Consider the following 13,990-nt stretch of genomic DNA (forward strand, 5'->3'; position numbering starts at 1 on the left):
GTCTCGCTTCGGGCGAGTGGCTGGGCGAACGATGCGGTTCGCTGCGCTCACCACATCCTACGGCCAGCGTTTCGGACACCGTAGGGTGCGGTGATAACCGCCGTGTCGCCGTCTCGCTTCGAGCGAGTGGCTACACGAACGATGCGGTTCGCTGCGCTCACCACATCCTACGGCCAGCATTTCGGATGCCGTAGGGTGCGGTGATAACCGCACCGTCGCCGTCTCGCTTCGAGCGAGTGGCTGCGCGAACGATGCGGTTCGCTGCGCTCACCACATCCTACGTTTCAGTCCCTGTCCGACCCACCGCCCGCGGTCGCGGCAAGTAAGGAACCTGGCCCTGCCGAATCGTGCCTCGTCCGCTCATACCGAGCGCCATGGACCGCACGGACCGCGAGCCACGCTCAGTCCGCGCATGGCCAATCGAAACCGACACCGAGCCAGGCGCCGCCGCGCGGGCTGGGCGCCACGACGACCCGTGCGTCAGCGCAGGCCGCCGACCGCGACCAGGCGCGGACGCGCCGCGGAGCCTGCCGCCATGACTTCGAAATGCCGCACCTGGGTGCCCATAGCGAGCTGGCCGGAGGGGGCATAGACCTGCACGCGCACGTCGACGCGGTGGGCCTTGGCATGCTCGACCGCGTCGTGGTGCGCGGCCGCGCCGGCGGCCTGCAGATCGCGGTGCTGCGCGATCGTGGCCGGACTGCAGATCAGGCTGCCGTGGTTGTGCTGTTCGCGGAGTTCGACTCGGTACGGCATGGCGGGTCCGGTAGGCGAGGGCGGGGGCGTGGGCGCGGGGCGTCCGCGGCCGGGCTTGGTCCCGGCCCGGATCCGCGATGACGGCCAGTCCACTTTGCGCCTTCGCCGGGGGCCGGACAGTCGGTGCTGGCCTGAACCGCGTGTAGGAAAAATCCGAATCGACCGCTCGTTGCGCCGGCGCTCGTCGCGCCGCCGCGGCACGCCGGTGCTGCGAGCGGACCCCGTGGGCGCCGATAACGGCGCTTGCCGATGACGGCCGTGCGCTCGCGCGCCTCGCGCCTGCGCGCTCGCGGCGCCCCCTATAATCGGCCGGCGCCTGGCCCTCGCGGGAACGGTGGCGTTCCCCCACACATCAGGGCAGGGCATGCAGGATCTGGCAAGCGCACGCATCGCGGTCATCGGCTTGGGCTACGTCGGGCTGCCGCTGGCGATCGAGCTGGGCAAGCGCTACGACACCCTGGGCTACGACATCGACGCCGCGCGCGTGGCCGCGCTGGTCGCGGGCGAGGACGGCAACGGCGAGACCGGCGCCGGCGAGATCGCGGCCGCCGCGCGCCTGCGCCTGAGCGCGGACCCCGAGGACCTGCGCGAGCGCGACGTGTACGTGGTCACCGTGCCGACGCCGGTGGACGAGCACAAGCGCCCGGACTTCGGCCCGCTGGTCGAGGCCAGCCGCCGCATCGGCGGGCTGATGCGGCCCGGCGCGACGGTGATCTACGAATCCACCGTATATCCGGGCGCGACCGAGGAGATCTGCGTGCCCGAGCTCGAGCGCGCCTCCGGCCTGCGCTACAACCGGGACTTCCACGTCGGCTATAGCCCGGAACGGATCAACCCCGGCGACCGCCAGCGCCGGCTGGTGGACATCCCCAAGGTGACCTCGGGTTCCACCCCGGAGGCGGCCGAGTTCGTCGACGCGCTGTACCGCAGCATCATCCTGGCTGGCACCCACAAGGCCTCCAGCCTGCGCGTGGCCGAGGCGGCCAAGGTGATCGAGAACACCCAGCGCGACGCCAACATCGCTCTGGTCAACGAGTTCGCACTGATCTTCCAGCGCCTGGGCATCGACACCACCGAGGTGCTGGAGGCGGCGGGCACCAAATGGAATTTCCTGCCGTTCCGCCCCGGCCTGGTCGGCGGCCATTGCATCGGCGTGGACCCCTACTACCTGATCCAGAAGGCGCAGGCCGCCGGCTACCACCCCGATATCCTGCACGCCTGCCGCCGCATCAACGACGCCATGGGCGAGCACGTCGCCGCCGACGTGATCAAGCGCATGATCCAGCGCGGCGCGACGGTCGCCGGTTCGCGCATCCTGATCCTGGGCCTGGCGTTCAAGGAGAACTGCGCCGACCTGCGCAACACCCGGGTGATCGAACTGGCGCAGCAGTTCGGTGAGTACCGCGCCCAGGTCGATATCCACGACCCCTGGGTCGACGCCGCGCATGCGCGCCGCGAGTACGGGGTCGAGGTGGTGGCGCAGCCCGAGCGCGGCGCCTACGACGCGGTCGTGCTGGCGGTGGCGCACGAGCAGTTCCGAGCCCTGGGCGCGGCCGGCGCGCGCGCCTACGGCCGCCCCGGCGCCTTGCTGTACGACATCAAGAGCGTCTACCCGCGCGACCAGGTCGACGCCCGGCTCTGACCGCTGCGGCCCGACCCGCGCGATGCGCGGCCGCGCTATGCTCGCCGCAGCCCGCGAACGACCCACCCGCCAATGCGCTATGCCGTCTACATCGCCAGTGTGATCCTGCTGCTCGCATCGGTGCTGATCGCCAGCCTGTGGCAACCGGACTGGTGGTGGGGCGCGCTCGCGTTCGGCGCGATCGCCGCGCTGGGCACCTGGGACCTGCTGCAGACGCGCAGCACCCTGCGCCGCAACTACCCGGTGCTCGCGCATTTCCGTTACGGCCTGGAATCGATCGGCCCGGAGATGCGCCAGTACTTCATCGAGGCCGACACCGCCGAGGTGCCGTACTCGCGCCAGCAGCGCGCCCTGGTCTACCAGCGCGCCAAGTCGGTCAACGACGTGCGCCCGTTCGGCACCCAGCAGGACGTGTACGGCCACGACTACGAGTGGATCAATCACTCGATGTCGCCCGCAGCGCACGTCGAGCACGATTTCCGCATCGCGATCGGCAGCGCCAGCACGCAGCCGTACTCGGCCAGCGTGTTCAACATCTCGGCGATGAGCTTCGGCTCGCTGTCGGCCAATGCGATCCGCGCGCTCAATCGCGGCGCCAAGCTCGGCGGTTTCTACCACGACACCGGCGAGGGCTCGATCTCGCCCTACCACCGCGAGAACGGCGGCGACCTGGTCTGGGAAATAGGCTCGGGCTATTTCGGCTGCCGCGACGGGCAGGGCCGCTTCGACCTGGCGCGCTTCGCCGCGGCGGCGGCCGATCCGCAGGTGAAGATGATCGAGATCAAGCTGTCGCAGGGCGCCAAGCCCGGCCACGGCGGGGTCCTGCCGGCGGCCAAGGTCAGCGCCGAGATCTCGGCCACGCGCGGCGTGCCGATGGGCCAGGACTGCGTCTCGCCGGCCAAGCACAGCGCCTTCGATTCGCCGCGCGGCCTGCTCGAGTTCGTCGCGCGCCTGCGCGAGGCCTCCGGCGGCAAGCCGACCGGCTTCAAGCTCGCCATCGGCCATCCCTGGGAATGGTTCGGCATCGCCAAGGCCATGTACGAGACCGGCCTGCTGCCGGATTTCATCGTCGTCGACGGCGCCGAGGGCGGCACCGGCGCGGCGCCGGCGGAGTTCATCGACCACGTCGGCGTGCCCATGCACGAGGCGCTGATGCTGGTCCACAACACCCTGGTGGGGCTGGAGTTGCGCGACCGCATCCGGATCGGCGCGGCCGGCCGCATCACCAGCGCCTTCGATATCGCGCGCACCCTGGCGATGGGCGCGGACTGGTGCAACGCCGCGCGCGGCTACATGTTCGCGCTGGGCTGCATCCAGGCCCAGAGCTGCCACACCGACCGCTGCCCGACCGGCGTGGCCACCCAGGACCCCAGCCGCTGGCGGCGCCTGGACGTGCCCGACAAGGCCACGCGCGTGTTCCATTTCCACGACAACACGCTCAAGGCGCTGCGCGACCTGCTGTGCGCGGCCGGTTTGTCGCATCCGGAACAGTTGGGGCCCGAGCACATCCTGCGCCGGGTGTCGGCGACCGAAGTGCGTTCGCTGGGCGCGCTGTACAACTTCCTCGCCCCGGGCGATCTGATCGGGCGCATTCCCGACCACGCCGTGTTCCAGAGCTACTGGGCCGGCGCGCGCAGCGACTCGTTCGCGGCGCCCGACAAAGTCGCCTCGCTGCGCGCCAGCAAATCGCTGTGACCCAACGCGACTTAAGGGTAGGAGCGGCGTGAGCCGCGACCTGCGAAACATGAGCGGCGTCGAACCCCCGATCCGGCATCGCCGTGGGGTAGGAGCGGCGTGAGCCGCGACCACTGCCCCCGCTTGCGACGAAGGTTTCGACGCCGTTCGCACTTCCGGGTCGCGGCTCACGCCGCTCCTACCCCAAAAGCGAAGCAGGGTCCAACGGCTAGATGGGCGCCAACCCTGCCCAGACGATCGCTCGATCAGCGTGCACCCGTTATGGAGGGGTTTGCAGTGCCCTCTGTGGGAGCGGCGTAAGCCGCGATCGAATCCGCGCACGCGAGGCAAGCATCAACCCGCGATGGAACTCATACGCGTCAGAGCAGTTCCAGCACCCGCTCGGGCGGCCGCCCGATCACCGCACGTCCGCCGTGCACGAACACCGGGCGTTCGATCAGCTGCGGATGCGCGGCCATCGCCGCGATCAGCGCGGCCTCGTCCAGGGCGGGATCGTCCAGGCCGAGCTCGGCGTAGGCGTCCTCGCCGCTGCGCAGCAGGGCGCGCGCGGGCAGGCCCAGCAGGCGCAGCAGGGCGCGCAGTTCGTCGGCGTCGGGCGCGCTGTCGAGGTAGGCGACGATGCGCGGCTCGATCCCGCGCGCCTGCAGCAGCTCCAGCGCGGCGCGCGACTTGGAGCAGCGCGGGTTGTGGTAGAGGCGGGTGTCGCTCATTGCGCGCTCCTGCGGGCCTTTGGGCGCCGGCCTGGACGGGGTTAAGCCGCCTGGCCCGGGTCGCGGGGGCCGGAGCTTGCTGGCCGCCGAGATCCCGGATTCCGCCGCCGGACCCCGGAAAAGACGAAGGCCGGCTTGCGCCGGCCTTCGTCCGTATCTGGTGGGCGGTACAAGTTTCGAACTTGTGACCCCTGCCGTGTGAAAGCAGTGCTCTACCGCTGAGCTAACCGCCCAAATACTTGGGCCGCAGATTGTAGGGGGCGGGCGCGGACTAGGCAAGCCTCGCCGGCGCCGCGCCCTTCAGTTTCATTCCAGCTGCGCGCGCGCGTAGGCCCCGTCCAGCGCCTCCATGGCGTCGATGGGCTTGAGTTTCGCGGCTTTTTCGTAGGCCGCCGCGGCGGCGTCCTCCTGCTTGTCGCCGTGCAGCAGCATCAGCACGTTGCCGTGCTCGATGTGGGCGATCGGCGAGTCCGGGGTCAGCTTGAGCGCGGTCTTGATGTGCTTGTCGGCCTCGGCGGCCTTGGCGCCGTAGGTGAGGCCGCCGATCATCGAGCCGACCTTGCCGATGATCTCGGCGTGGTACAGCGCCATCGCGGTGTGAGCCTCGGCGTGCTTGGGCGCGAGTTCCAGGGTGGTGTCGAGCGCGGCGCGGACCTTGCCGGCGATGCCGGCCTTGAGCGCCTTGGCGATGCTCAGGCCCTGGCTGTAGCGGCCCAGCGCGAAGGCGTGGCGGTAATGGCTGTTGGCCTCCTCGGGCAGGGCCTTGACCGCGGCCTCGGCGAGCTTGGCCGCGTGTTCGTAGCGCTTGAGCTTTTCGTCCTCGTCGTCGACCAGGTAGGTCGCATGGATGCCCAGCGCCTTGACCGCGACCGAGGCGCCGACCGGGCCCAGCGCTTCGCCGGCGTCGAAGGCGGCCTTGAAATCGCCGCGGTGGAAGGCGCGCCAGGCGTCCTGCAGGGCGGCGGCGAGCGCGTCGGCGTCCAGGCCCTTGGGCGCGGCCTTGCCGGCGGCGGCGATCAGCGCGGCCGCGCGCTTGGCGTCCGGATAGGCTTCGGTGTCGCCGGCGTGCAGCTTGGGCCAGGCTTTCTTGAGGGCGTCGCCGGCGTAGGCGTAGCCCTTGGCATCGTGCGGAAAAGCGGCCCAGGCGGATTTCGCGGCCATCTGCGGTCCTTGTCGACAGGTCGGGAGCGCAGCATCCCGCCAGCGGCGGTGTTCTGGCAAGGGCCGGTGCGGGCTAGTGTGATTGCTCCATGGCGCTTGGCCACAGTGGCGGTCGAGAAACCGGCCCTCCGGCCGGTCAGCGGAGCAGTCAGATGGCAACCGTCAAACGCAAGACCCGCGCGGCCAAGGAAACCACGCTGCGCCACCTGTGGCTGGCCGGGCTCGGCCTGGTCGCGATCGCACGTCGCGGCGGCTTCGACGCCGCCGGCCGCGCGGTCGAGCGCGCCGACGCGCTGCAGCGCCGCGCGCAGAAGCTGGTACGCCAGACGCGCGAGAACCTGCGCGCGCAGCTGGACAGCGTGCGCGGTCAGGTCGAACCGCGGGTGGTGAAGTTCAGCGCCGAGGTCGAGACCCGTCTGGCGCCGGTGCTGGACAAGCTGGGCCTCAAGCCCAAGGCCCAGCGCAAGACCCGCAAGCCGGCCGCCAAGGCCAAGAAGAAGCCGGCGCCGGTGCGGCGCGCGGTGCGCAAGCCGGCCAAGCGGGCGGCGCGCAAGGCCTGAGCCTGGCGCGGTCGCAAGCAAACAAGGGCGCCGATGGCGCCCTTGTCGTTTGCGCGAGGCGGTGCCGCGATCAGGGAATCGGGCAGCCGTAGTTGCGCAGGCAACGGTAGTAGGCCAGTTCGCAGGCGGTTTCGTCGCCGCCGTTGGCCAGGCACTGGCTGTACTGCGAGGCGCAGGTGTTCGGGCGGCAGACCGCCCAGGCGGCGCTGGAGCTGAGCATCAGCACGGCGGCGGCGAGCAGGACGGATTTGCGGCGAAAGACGTTCATGGGCACTCCTCTCCTTGGGGTGGTGCGGGTCTGGCCCGCGCCCGAACGCTAGCCCCCGCGGCGACGCGATTTCGCGCCCGATTGCGCGGTTTGCGTTGCTGCGCCACCGCAAGTCGCGCAGCGGTGAGGGCGACCGGGCCCTGGGGTAGGAGCGGCGTACGCCGCGACCGCGCCCTGGCGGCCATGACGAAAACCCGGTTGCGCGGATCAGTTTCGATAGCCGGCGAATCAGCCTGCGTCGGCGATCGGTATGACGTGGTCGCGGCTTACGCCGCTCCTACCCCAAAGCGGCGCAGCGGGCGGCTCAGTCCAGGTAGGCGCGGGTCAGCGAGTTCAGGTGCACACGCTCGGCGTCGCGCAGGAACGGCGCCATCAGCATCATCACCTGGACGATGCCGTCGCGGATCGCGGCGTGTTCGTCCTTGTCGCCGCGCGCGGACGCATAGTTGAGCCAGAAGGTGGCGATCACCAGCACGTTGGTGGCGGTGGCGGCCAGCTCGTCGCTGGAGGCGCGCATCACCCCGGCTTGGGACAGGCCGCGCATGACCGTATGCGCCTGTTCGTCGGCGCGCTTGAGGATGCGGGCGAAGCGCAGGCGCAGGCGGCGGTTGCGGCTGAGGATCTCGACCAGGTCGCGGTACAGGAAGCGGTAGTCCCAGATGCACTCGAACACCAGGTGCAGCTGCAGCCAGATGTCCTCCAGCCCGGGCAGGCGCCCCTGCGGCGCGGCGAGCGCGGCGTCCATGCGCTCCTCGTAGCGCGCGAACAGCTGCTCGATGATGTCGTCCTTGTTGCGGAAGTGGTAGTACAGGTTGCCGGGGCTGATCTCCAGCTCGTCGGCGATGTGGTTGGTGGTGACGTTGGGCTCGCCCTGGGCGTTGAACATGGTCAACGCGGCGTCGAGGATGCGCTGGCGGGTCTGTTTGGCCACGGGGTCAACCCGCCCTGGATCGTGACGCCGTCGGTCGGCGCGCCCCGCGCGGCATCAGTCGCGCAGCTTCTTCACGAGGTCGACGTACTTCTTCATCGCCTCGTCCTGGCCGGTGCCCTTGAGCTTGGCCCAGGCCTCGTACTTGGCGGTGCCGACGAAGTCGAAGAACCCCGGCTTGGCGCCGCTGACGTCGCCCTCGGCGCCTTGCTTGTAGAGCGCGTACAGGCGCAGCAGGGTGTCGTTGTCGGGGCGTTCGGACAGCGACTGCACATCCTTCGCGGCTTGCTCGAAACTGGACTTCAGATCGGACATGGTGTGGCCCTCCCGGCGACCAAGGTGATGCGGCATTACCGCACGCACCGGCGGGGTGGTCAATACGGAAGGGAATTGTCCGTGGGCGCCGGCTCTGGCAAGTTAGGCGCGTACCGCCGCCGCGCGGCCGACTTGGGGTCAAGGAGAGGGGCATGAGTTATTTCGTTACCGGCGCGACCGGGTTCATCGGCCGGTTCCTGGTCAGCAACCTGCTCAAGCGCAAGGGCACGATCCATGTGCTGGTGCGCAAGGATTCGCAGAAGAAGTTCGACGCCACGGCCAAGAAGATGGGCTGGGACCTCAAGCGGGTGATCCCGGTCCACGGCGACATGACCGCGGCCAAGTGCGGGCTGAGCGCGGCCCAACTGCGCGCGCTCAACGGCAAGATCAAGCATTTCTTCCACCTGGCGGCGATCTACGACCTCACCGCCAGCGCCCAGGCCCAGCGCGCGGCCAACATCGACGGCACCCAGCACGCGCTGGACCTGGCCGCGGCGATCGGCGCGGGCTGCTTCCACCACACCAGTTCGATCGCCGCCGCCGGCTTGTACCAGGGCGTGTTCCGCGAGGACATGTTCGACGAGGCCGAGGGCCTGGACGATCCCTACCTGCGCACCAAGCACGATTCCGAGGGCCTGGTCCGGGCCGAGAAGCGGGTCAAATGGCGCATCTACCGGCCCGGCATGGTGGTCGGCCACTCGCAGACCGGCGAGATGGACAAGATCGACGGGCCCTATTACTTCTTCACCTTCCTCAAGAAGCTGCGCGAGATGCTGCCGCCGTGGATGCCGACCCTGGGCATCGAGGGCGGGCGCATCAACATCATCCCGGTCGACTACGTGGTCGACGCGATGGACCACATCGCGCACAAGCCCAAGCTGGACGGTCACTGCTTCCATCTGACCGATCCGGAGCCGCAGCGCGTCGGCGAGGTGCTCAACACCTTCGCCCGCGCCGGCCACGCGCCGGAGATGACCATGCGCATCGACGCGCGCATGTTCGCCTTCGTGCCCTCGGGCATCCGCGGCGCGGTGAGCAACCTGCCGCCGGTCAAGCGCTTCATCGGCATGCTGCTGCGCGACTTCAAGATCCCCAAGGAGGTGATGAAGTTCATCACTTATCCGACCCGTTTCGACAACCGCGAGACCGAACGCGCGCTGCGCGGCAGCGGCATCAAGGTGCCGCAGCTGGAAGGCTACGCCTGGCGCCTGTGGGACTACTGGGAGCGCCACCTGGACCCGGATCTGTTCGTCGATCGCACCCTCAAGGGCAAGGTCCGCAACAAGGTCGTGGTGATCACCGGCGGCTCCTCGGGCATCGGCCTGGCGACCGCGGAGAAGGTGGCCGCGGCCGGCGCGATCACGGTGATCGTGGCGCGCGGCGAGGAGGAGTTGTTCAAGGCCCGCGACGCGATGAAGGCGGCCGGCGGCAAGGTCTTCGCCTATACCGCGGACCTGGCCGACATGGCCGACTGCGACCGCCTGGTCAAGCAGATCCTGGCCGAGCACGGCCATGTCGACATCCTGGTCAACAACGCCGGCCGTTCGATCCGGCGCTCGATCGAGCTCAGCTACGACCGTTTCCACGATTTCGAACGCACCATGCAGCTCAACTACTTCGGCAGCCTGCGCCTGATCATGGGCTTCATGCCGAAGATGACCGAGCGCCGCAAGGGCCACATCATCAACATCTCCTCGATCGGCGTGCTGGCCAATTCGCCGCGTTTCTCGGCCTACGTGGCCTCCAAGGCGGCGCTGGACGCGTTCAGCCGCTGCGCCCAGGGCGAGCTGTCTGGCAAGGGCATCAGCTTCACCACCATCAACATGCCGCTGGTGAAGACGCCGATGATCGCGCCGACCAAGATGTACGACAGCGTGCCGACCCTGACCCCGGACGAGGCCGGCGACCTGGTGGTCAAGGGCATCATCGAAAAGCCCAGCCGCATCGCGACCCGTCTGGGCATCTTCGCCTCGGTGGTGAACGCGCTGGCGCCCAAGGCCTACGAGGTGGTGATGAGCACGGCCTTCGAGCTGTTCCCGGACTCGGCCGCGGCCAAGGGCGACCGCAAGGGCCTGAAGGACGAGCACGCCAGCAACGAGCAGATCGCGTTCGCGGCCCTGATGCGCGGCGTGCACTGGTAAGCACGGCGATACGCTGCACGGAATCGGCCGCCGGGTGCGGCCGATTCTTTTTTGGGGTTGGCCAGGCCGGTGCGGGTGGAAACCCGGTGGGAATGGCTCGGTAGAGGCGGGTTCGGCAGGGGTGGGATCGGCGGAGGCGGATTCGGGCCCTGGCGAGGCGGGCGGGCGCGATGCGGTTCGCTGCGCTCACCACATCCTACGAAACCTATTCCCCCCCGCTGCGCTCACCACGTCCTGCGAAACCTGTCCCCCCATTTTCAAAGGGGGACTCGGAAAGGGTGGTGCGTTGTCAGTGCCGGCTCAGTAGGTCTTGCACTGCAGGAAGCGCACGCGCTGGCTGCTGCCCGGCGGCGGTTGCAGCTGCAGACGCGAGGAGCGCAGGAAGGTGTAGCGCTCCAGGATCGAGCAGATTTCCTTGACGTCGCTGTTCTCGTCCTCGCGCAGCCGGTACACCACCAGCGTCGAGGAGGTCGACCACAGCGCGCGCTCCACGTTCGGCAGCGACGAGATCATGCGCATCACTTCGGCGCGTTCGTACTGCTCGCGGTTGGGATCGGCCGGGGCGGGCGCGGTCAGCGGCGTTTCGGCATGCGCTACCGGCGGCGCGGCGGGGGCCGGGTTCGCCGCCAACGGCGTCGGCGCGGCTTCGGCATTGCGCGGCGGGTCCGGCAGCAGCAGGCCCGCCAGCGCGCCCAGCACGATCGCCGCGATCCAGCCCAACAGGGTCTCGCGCATCACGCGCTTGCGCGTGCTCGCGGTCAGGTCGTCGCGCAGGGATTGCGGCAGCAGCGGGCGCACCAGCGCCCATAGCGCGGGGCCGTCGTAGCGTTCCAGTTCGATGCCGCGCACTTCGGTGTCGGCGATCCGGCCCGGGGTCGCCAGCACACCGCCGCTGGCGCCGGCGAAGCGCACCGCATTGGCGAACTCGGCCACCACCGCGGCGCTGACCAGGTAGTCGGCATGGCCCTGTTTGCAGGCCAGCAGCCAGGGGCGGCCGTCGCGCTGCAGGCGCATTTCCTCGGACTGGCTGCCGCGTTCCAGGGTCTGTTCGACCGATTCGGGTTCGAAGCCGCGCGGCTGCAGGGCTTCCACGACCAGGCGCGAGAATTCGCGCCAGCGCATATTGGCCAGGGCCTCGATGCCGGCCCGGGTCTCGGAACGGCGACGGCGGTACAGCCACAGGTAGGCCGTGATCGCGCCGCCGGCCAGCACGGCGATCAGGAGCGCGGTCAGCAGCGAAACAGCATTGGACATGCAGGCCTCAGGCCGGATGTGGGGCGCAAAATATACGCCACTCGGCACCTGCAGCTGCAGCCCTGGCTCACGCTATGCGCGAATGGACAGACCGCGTACGCGGTTCGACGCCGGTTTCCACCCAAACGCGGGCGCCTGCGCGCGGCGGACAAAGAAAGCCCGCCAGTCCGAAACCGTAAGGGGAGGGGAGCATACGGAGCGACGGACTGGCGGGCTTAGCGGTTCGCGCGGCCGGTGTTGGGGCCGCGCGGATAGAGCGGGTACTGCGACCGGGCGGCGGAGCGCCCGGCGCCGGTGGATCAGGGCGAGACCGGCGACTTGGGCTTGGCGGTCGACTTGCGCGCGGCCTTGGTGGCGGCCTTCTTGGCGGCCGGCTTTTTGGCCGGCGCCTTGTTGGCGGCGCTGGCCTTCTTGGCCGCAGCGGGCTTGGCGGCCTTGGGCTTGCCGCCCTGGCGGCGCAGTTCGGCGGTCAGGGTGTCGACGCGCTGGCTGAGGCCGGCGAGGTCGTCGCGGCCCGGCACGCCCAGCTTGACCAGGGCGCGCTGCACGCGCTCTTCGAACACCTTCTCCAGGCGGTCCCAGGTGTCGGCGGCGCGTTCGCGCGCGTGACCGACCTTGGACTCGACCACGTCGCGCAGGGCGTCGGCCTGGCCGCCGGTGAACTTGCGCGCGGTCTGCTCCAGGTTCAGGCCTTCCTTGACCAGGCCTTCGAACAGCTTGGTGCCCTCGGCCTGGGCGCGGCCGAACGCGCCGACGCCGGCCAGCCAGATCTGCTGCGCGGATTCGCTCAAGGTCTTGGACAGGCGCTCGGCCTGCTCCTGGGCGCTGCTGCTGGCCTTGCCGGCCGTCGTCTTCTTAGCGTTCTTCTTGAACTTGGCCATATGCCCTCCAAGCGGGCGTGAATTCGATGTCACTGCACGATGGGCGCGCTGTCTAGAGCTTTCACACCATTGGACGGGACGCGCAGCCAAGGCCGACGGAATTCAGCGAAGCCAGGCACGGCCAGCCCGGAGGATGCGGTGACCCCAAGGCGAACCGCATCGTTGCGCCGCGCTGGTGCGGTTGCCACCGCAGCCTACGGTCCTGTCTGGAGTTTTCGCCCCAGTGGGGGGGCGAGGAGCGAGGAAATAGGAAGTAGGAAACAGGAACGAGTGGGGACCTTTGAGGACTGGTTACTCGTTACCTAGCTCTTACTTGGCCCTGGCGCGCTTACGCCGCCTCGCCACCAAATGGTCGACGTCGTCCAGCGCGCGGCGCAGGCGCGCGGTGGTCTCGGTGTCGCGCGAGGGCGGGGCGATGCCGTCCAGGACCGAGCGCTGGGGGTCGGCCAGGACCTCCTCGCGCAGGCGGATGCCGTGCGCGGCCAACACCGGGCTGAGGGCTTCGGCGCGCTGGCGCAGGTCGGCCAGGGTGTTGCGGTAGGCGATCTCGCAGATCCGGCGCCGCGCCGAGAAGCTGAAGGCGTTGGTGAAGAACAGTTCGCCGTCCTCGGCGTTGGGCTCGAACACCAACTGGTCGATATTGGGGTATTGCTGGGCGTAGCGCGCCAGGCCGACCTGCATGCGCGACTGCAGCAGGGTGCGGAAGGTCTGCGACAGCACCGCCGGCAGGCCGCCGGCGGCCAGGCTGTTGTCTTCGGCCACCGGCGCGCTGCCGTGGTTGTGGTTGAACGGGACCAGCGGGTTGATGCCGATCAGCAGGTCGATGCCCTGTTCCAGCACCAGCGAGGCGTGCATGGTGCGGCGCAGCGCGCCGTCGACGAAATGGCGGCCGCGGATGTTCACCGGCGGGTACAGGCCGGGCAGGGCGGCGCTGGCCTGGACCGCCTTGGAGATCGGCACGTCGTTCCAGTCGTCGCCGCCGAAACGCACCGCGTCGCCGCTGTCGATGTCGACCGCGACCACGTACAGGCGCGCGTCGAGCTCGCGGAAATCGTTGCTGCGCCCGCGCCGGGTGAAGACCTCGCGCAGGAAGCGCTCGACCTCGCCGTTGTCGAACAGGCCGTTCGGGATCAGGCCGCCGAAGCGGGTGATCAGGTCCGACCAGCGCGCCTCGCGCGGCGAGAACAGCAGCTCGCGCCACCACTGCGTGGCCAGGCGCGGGAAGCTGGCGGCGCGCTTCATGTATTCGAAGAAGGCCGGCCGCATGAAGGTCTCGGGCCGGAACTGGACGTCGTCGCTGTCGCCGGTGATGAAGATCCGGCACATCTCGGCGGTATCCATGCGGTTGGCCAGGCCCGCGGCCAGGAAGGCGCCGCTGCTGACGCCGACGTAGCAATCCAGGCGGGTCAGGTCCAGGCCTTCCAGGGCTTCGTCCAGCGCGCGCAGGGCGCCGAGTTCGTACATGCCGCCGATCGGACCGCCGCCGGCGATGGCCAGGCCGATCTTGGCCGGCGAGCCGGTGCTACGCGCCCGTTGCCGGGCGGAATGGAGTGACAGCATGAGGTGGACGGCGACCGTGCGTAGGAGTATCCCCCCGAGTGTAGCCGACCGCGGCGGGTGCGCCAGGCGCCACGACTTTGGTCGTAGCGATGGGGCGGTTGCGGGCGCCAGCCGCGGCC

13 protein-coding genes and 1 tRNA gene are annotated in these 13,990 nt (G+C 69.5%); 4 read left to right on the top strand and 10 right to left on the bottom strand.

From position 1 onward, the window contains the following. Positions 1 to 480: 480 nt before the first annotated feature. A complete protein-coding gene (locus V1318_RS00700) occupies positions 481 to 756 on the bottom strand; it encodes a hypothetical protein (protein WP_332936841.1) in 276 nt (91 codons plus the stop codon). 364 nt (positions 757 to 1,120) lie between these two features. On the opposite strand from V1318_RS00700, the gene V1318_RS00705 reads away from it, so the two are divergent. Then, positions 1,121 to 2,398, top strand: coding sequence for a nucleotide sugar dehydrogenase (locus V1318_RS00705; protein ID WP_332936843.1), 1,278 nt, complete (start codon positions 1,121 to 1,123; stop codon positions 2,396 to 2,398). A 72-nt stretch (positions 2,399 to 2,470) separates the two neighbouring features. After that, the gene (locus tag V1318_RS00710; protein WP_332936845.1) at positions 2,471 to 4,093 is read left to right on the top strand and encodes an FMN-binding glutamate synthase family protein; all 1,623 of its coding nucleotides are present in this window, start codon (positions 2,471 to 2,473) and stop codon (positions 4,091 to 4,093) included. A gap of 359 nt (positions 4,094 to 4,452) precedes the next feature. Here V1318_RS00710 and arsC read toward each other — a convergent pair whose 3' ends face one another. The 3 genes from arsC to V1318_RS00725 all read right to left on the bottom strand — a co-directional run bounded on the left by arsC (position 4,453) and on the right by V1318_RS00725 (position 5,964). Further along, on the bottom strand, positions 4,453 to 4,803 hold the full coding sequence (gene arsC, locus V1318_RS00715; RefSeq protein ID WP_332936846.1) for an arsenate reductase (glutaredoxin): 351 nt from the start codon (positions 4,801 to 4,803) through the stop codon (positions 4,453 to 4,455). A gap of 158 nt (positions 4,804 to 4,961) precedes the next feature. Next, positions 4,962 to 5,036 (bottom strand) — tRNA-Val (locus V1318_RS00720). A gap of 73 nt (positions 5,037 to 5,109) precedes the next feature. Next, on the bottom strand, positions 5,110 to 5,964 hold the full coding sequence (locus V1318_RS00725; RefSeq protein WP_332936848.1) for a hypothetical protein: 855 nt from the start codon (positions 5,962 to 5,964) through the stop codon (positions 5,110 to 5,112). A gap of 152 nt (positions 5,965 to 6,116) precedes the next feature. Here V1318_RS00725 and V1318_RS00730 point away from each other — a divergent pair, with 152 nt between their 5' ends. Beyond that, on the top strand, positions 6,117 to 6,524 hold the full coding sequence (locus V1318_RS00730; protein WP_332936849.1) for a phasin family protein: 408 nt from the start codon (positions 6,117 to 6,119) through the stop codon (positions 6,522 to 6,524). A 70-nt stretch (positions 6,525 to 6,594) separates the two neighbouring features. Here V1318_RS00730 and V1318_RS00735 read toward each other — a convergent pair whose 3' ends face one another. The 3 genes from V1318_RS00735 to V1318_RS00745 form a co-directional block, all read right to left on the bottom strand. Further along, positions 6,595 to 6,792, bottom strand: coding sequence for a hypothetical protein (locus V1318_RS00735; RefSeq protein WP_332936850.1), 198 nt, complete (start codon positions 6,790 to 6,792; stop codon positions 6,595 to 6,597). A gap of 304 nt (positions 6,793 to 7,096) precedes the next feature. Then, on the bottom strand, positions 7,097 to 7,723 hold the full coding sequence (locus V1318_RS00740) for a TetR/AcrR family transcriptional regulator (protein WP_332936852.1): 627 nt from the start codon (positions 7,721 to 7,723) through the stop codon (positions 7,097 to 7,099). Positions 7,724 to 7,777: 54 nt separating this feature from the next. Next, positions 7,778 to 8,035, bottom strand: coding sequence for an acyl-CoA-binding protein (locus tag V1318_RS00745; RefSeq protein ID WP_056174386.1), 258 nt, complete (start codon positions 8,033 to 8,035; stop codon positions 7,778 to 7,780). Between the two features lie 152 nt (positions 8,036 to 8,187). Between V1318_RS00745 and V1318_RS00750 the strand changes: the two genes are divergently transcribed. Next, positions 8,188 to 10,176, top strand: a complete 1,989-nt coding sequence (locus tag V1318_RS00750; protein WP_332936855.1) for an SDR family oxidoreductase — start codon at positions 8,188 to 8,190, stop codon at positions 10,174 to 10,176. Between the two features lie 300 nt (positions 10,177 to 10,476). On the opposite strand, the gene V1318_RS00755 is transcribed toward V1318_RS00750, so the two are convergent. The 3 genes from V1318_RS00755 to V1318_RS00765 all read right to left on the bottom strand — a co-directional run bounded on the left by V1318_RS00755 (position 10,477) and on the right by V1318_RS00765 (position 13,871). Then, positions 10,477 to 11,430 carry a restriction endonuclease gene (locus V1318_RS00755; protein WP_332936856.1) on the bottom strand — a complete coding sequence of 318 codons (954 nt, stop codon included), beginning with the start codon at positions 11,428 to 11,430 and terminating at the stop codon, positions 10,477 to 10,479. A gap of 299 nt (positions 11,431 to 11,729) precedes the next feature. Then, positions 11,730 to 12,311, bottom strand: coding sequence for a phasin family protein (locus V1318_RS00760; RefSeq protein WP_332936859.1), 582 nt, complete (start codon positions 12,309 to 12,311; stop codon positions 11,730 to 11,732). Between the two features lie 309 nt (positions 12,312 to 12,620). After that, complete coding sequence (locus V1318_RS00765) at positions 12,621 to 13,871, bottom strand: patatin-like phospholipase family protein (protein WP_332936861.1); 1,251 nt, start codon at positions 13,869 to 13,871, stop codon at positions 12,621 to 12,623. Positions 13,872 to 13,990 lie beyond the last annotated feature (119 nt).

This window comes from Lysobacter sp. CCNWLW3 (assembly GCF_036697405.1).
GTDB lineage: Bacteria > Pseudomonadota > Gammaproteobacteria > Xanthomonadales > Xanthomonadaceae > Lysobacter.

What these genes read in the sequence shown, in the direction of transcription:
- V1318_RS00745 (WP_056174386.1), bottom strand. Translation starts at nt 8,035, where the DNA reads ATGTCCGATCTGAAGTCCAGTTTCGAGCAAGCCGCGAAGGATGTGCAG.
- V1318_RS00705 (WP_332936843.1), top strand. Translation starts at nt 1,121, where the DNA reads ATGCAGGATCTGGCAAGCGCACGCATCGCGGTCATCGGCTTGGGCTAC.
- V1318_RS00725 (WP_332936848.1), bottom strand. Translation starts at nt 5,964, where the DNA reads ATGGCCGCGAAATCCGCCTGGGCCGCTTTTCCGCACGATGCCAAGGGC.
- V1318_RS00765 (WP_332936861.1), bottom strand. Translation starts at nt 13,871, where the DNA reads ATGCTGTCACTCCATTCCGCCCGGCAACGGGCGCGTAGCACCGGCTCG.
- V1318_RS00750 (WP_332936855.1), top strand. Translation starts at nt 8,188, where the DNA reads ATGAGTTATTTCGTTACCGGCGCGACCGGGTTCATCGGCCGGTTCCTG.
- V1318_RS00760 (WP_332936859.1), bottom strand. Translation starts at nt 12,311, where the DNA reads ATGGCCAAGTTCAAGAAGAACGCTAAGAAGACGACGGCCGGCAAGGCC.
- V1318_RS00730 (WP_332936849.1), top strand. Translation starts at nt 6,117, where the DNA reads ATGGCAACCGTCAAACGCAAGACCCGCGCGGCCAAGGAAACCACGCTG.
- V1318_RS00755 (WP_332936856.1), bottom strand. Translation starts at nt 11,430, where the DNA reads ATGTCCAATGCTGTTTCGCTGCTGACCGCGCTCCTGATCGCCGTGCTG.
- V1318_RS00710 (WP_332936845.1), top strand. Translation starts at nt 2,471, where the DNA reads ATGCGCTATGCCGTCTACATCGCCAGTGTGATCCTGCTGCTCGCATCG.
- arsC (WP_332936846.1), bottom strand. Translation starts at nt 4,803, where the DNA reads ATGAGCGACACCCGCCTCTACCACAACCCGCGCTGCTCCAAGTCGCGC.
- V1318_RS00700 (WP_332936841.1), bottom strand. Translation starts at nt 756, where the DNA reads ATGCCGTACCGAGTCGAACTCCGCGAACAGCACAACCACGGCAGCCTG.
- V1318_RS00735 (WP_332936850.1), bottom strand. Translation starts at nt 6,792, where the DNA reads ATGAACGTCTTTCGCCGCAAATCCGTCCTGCTCGCCGCCGCCGTGCTG.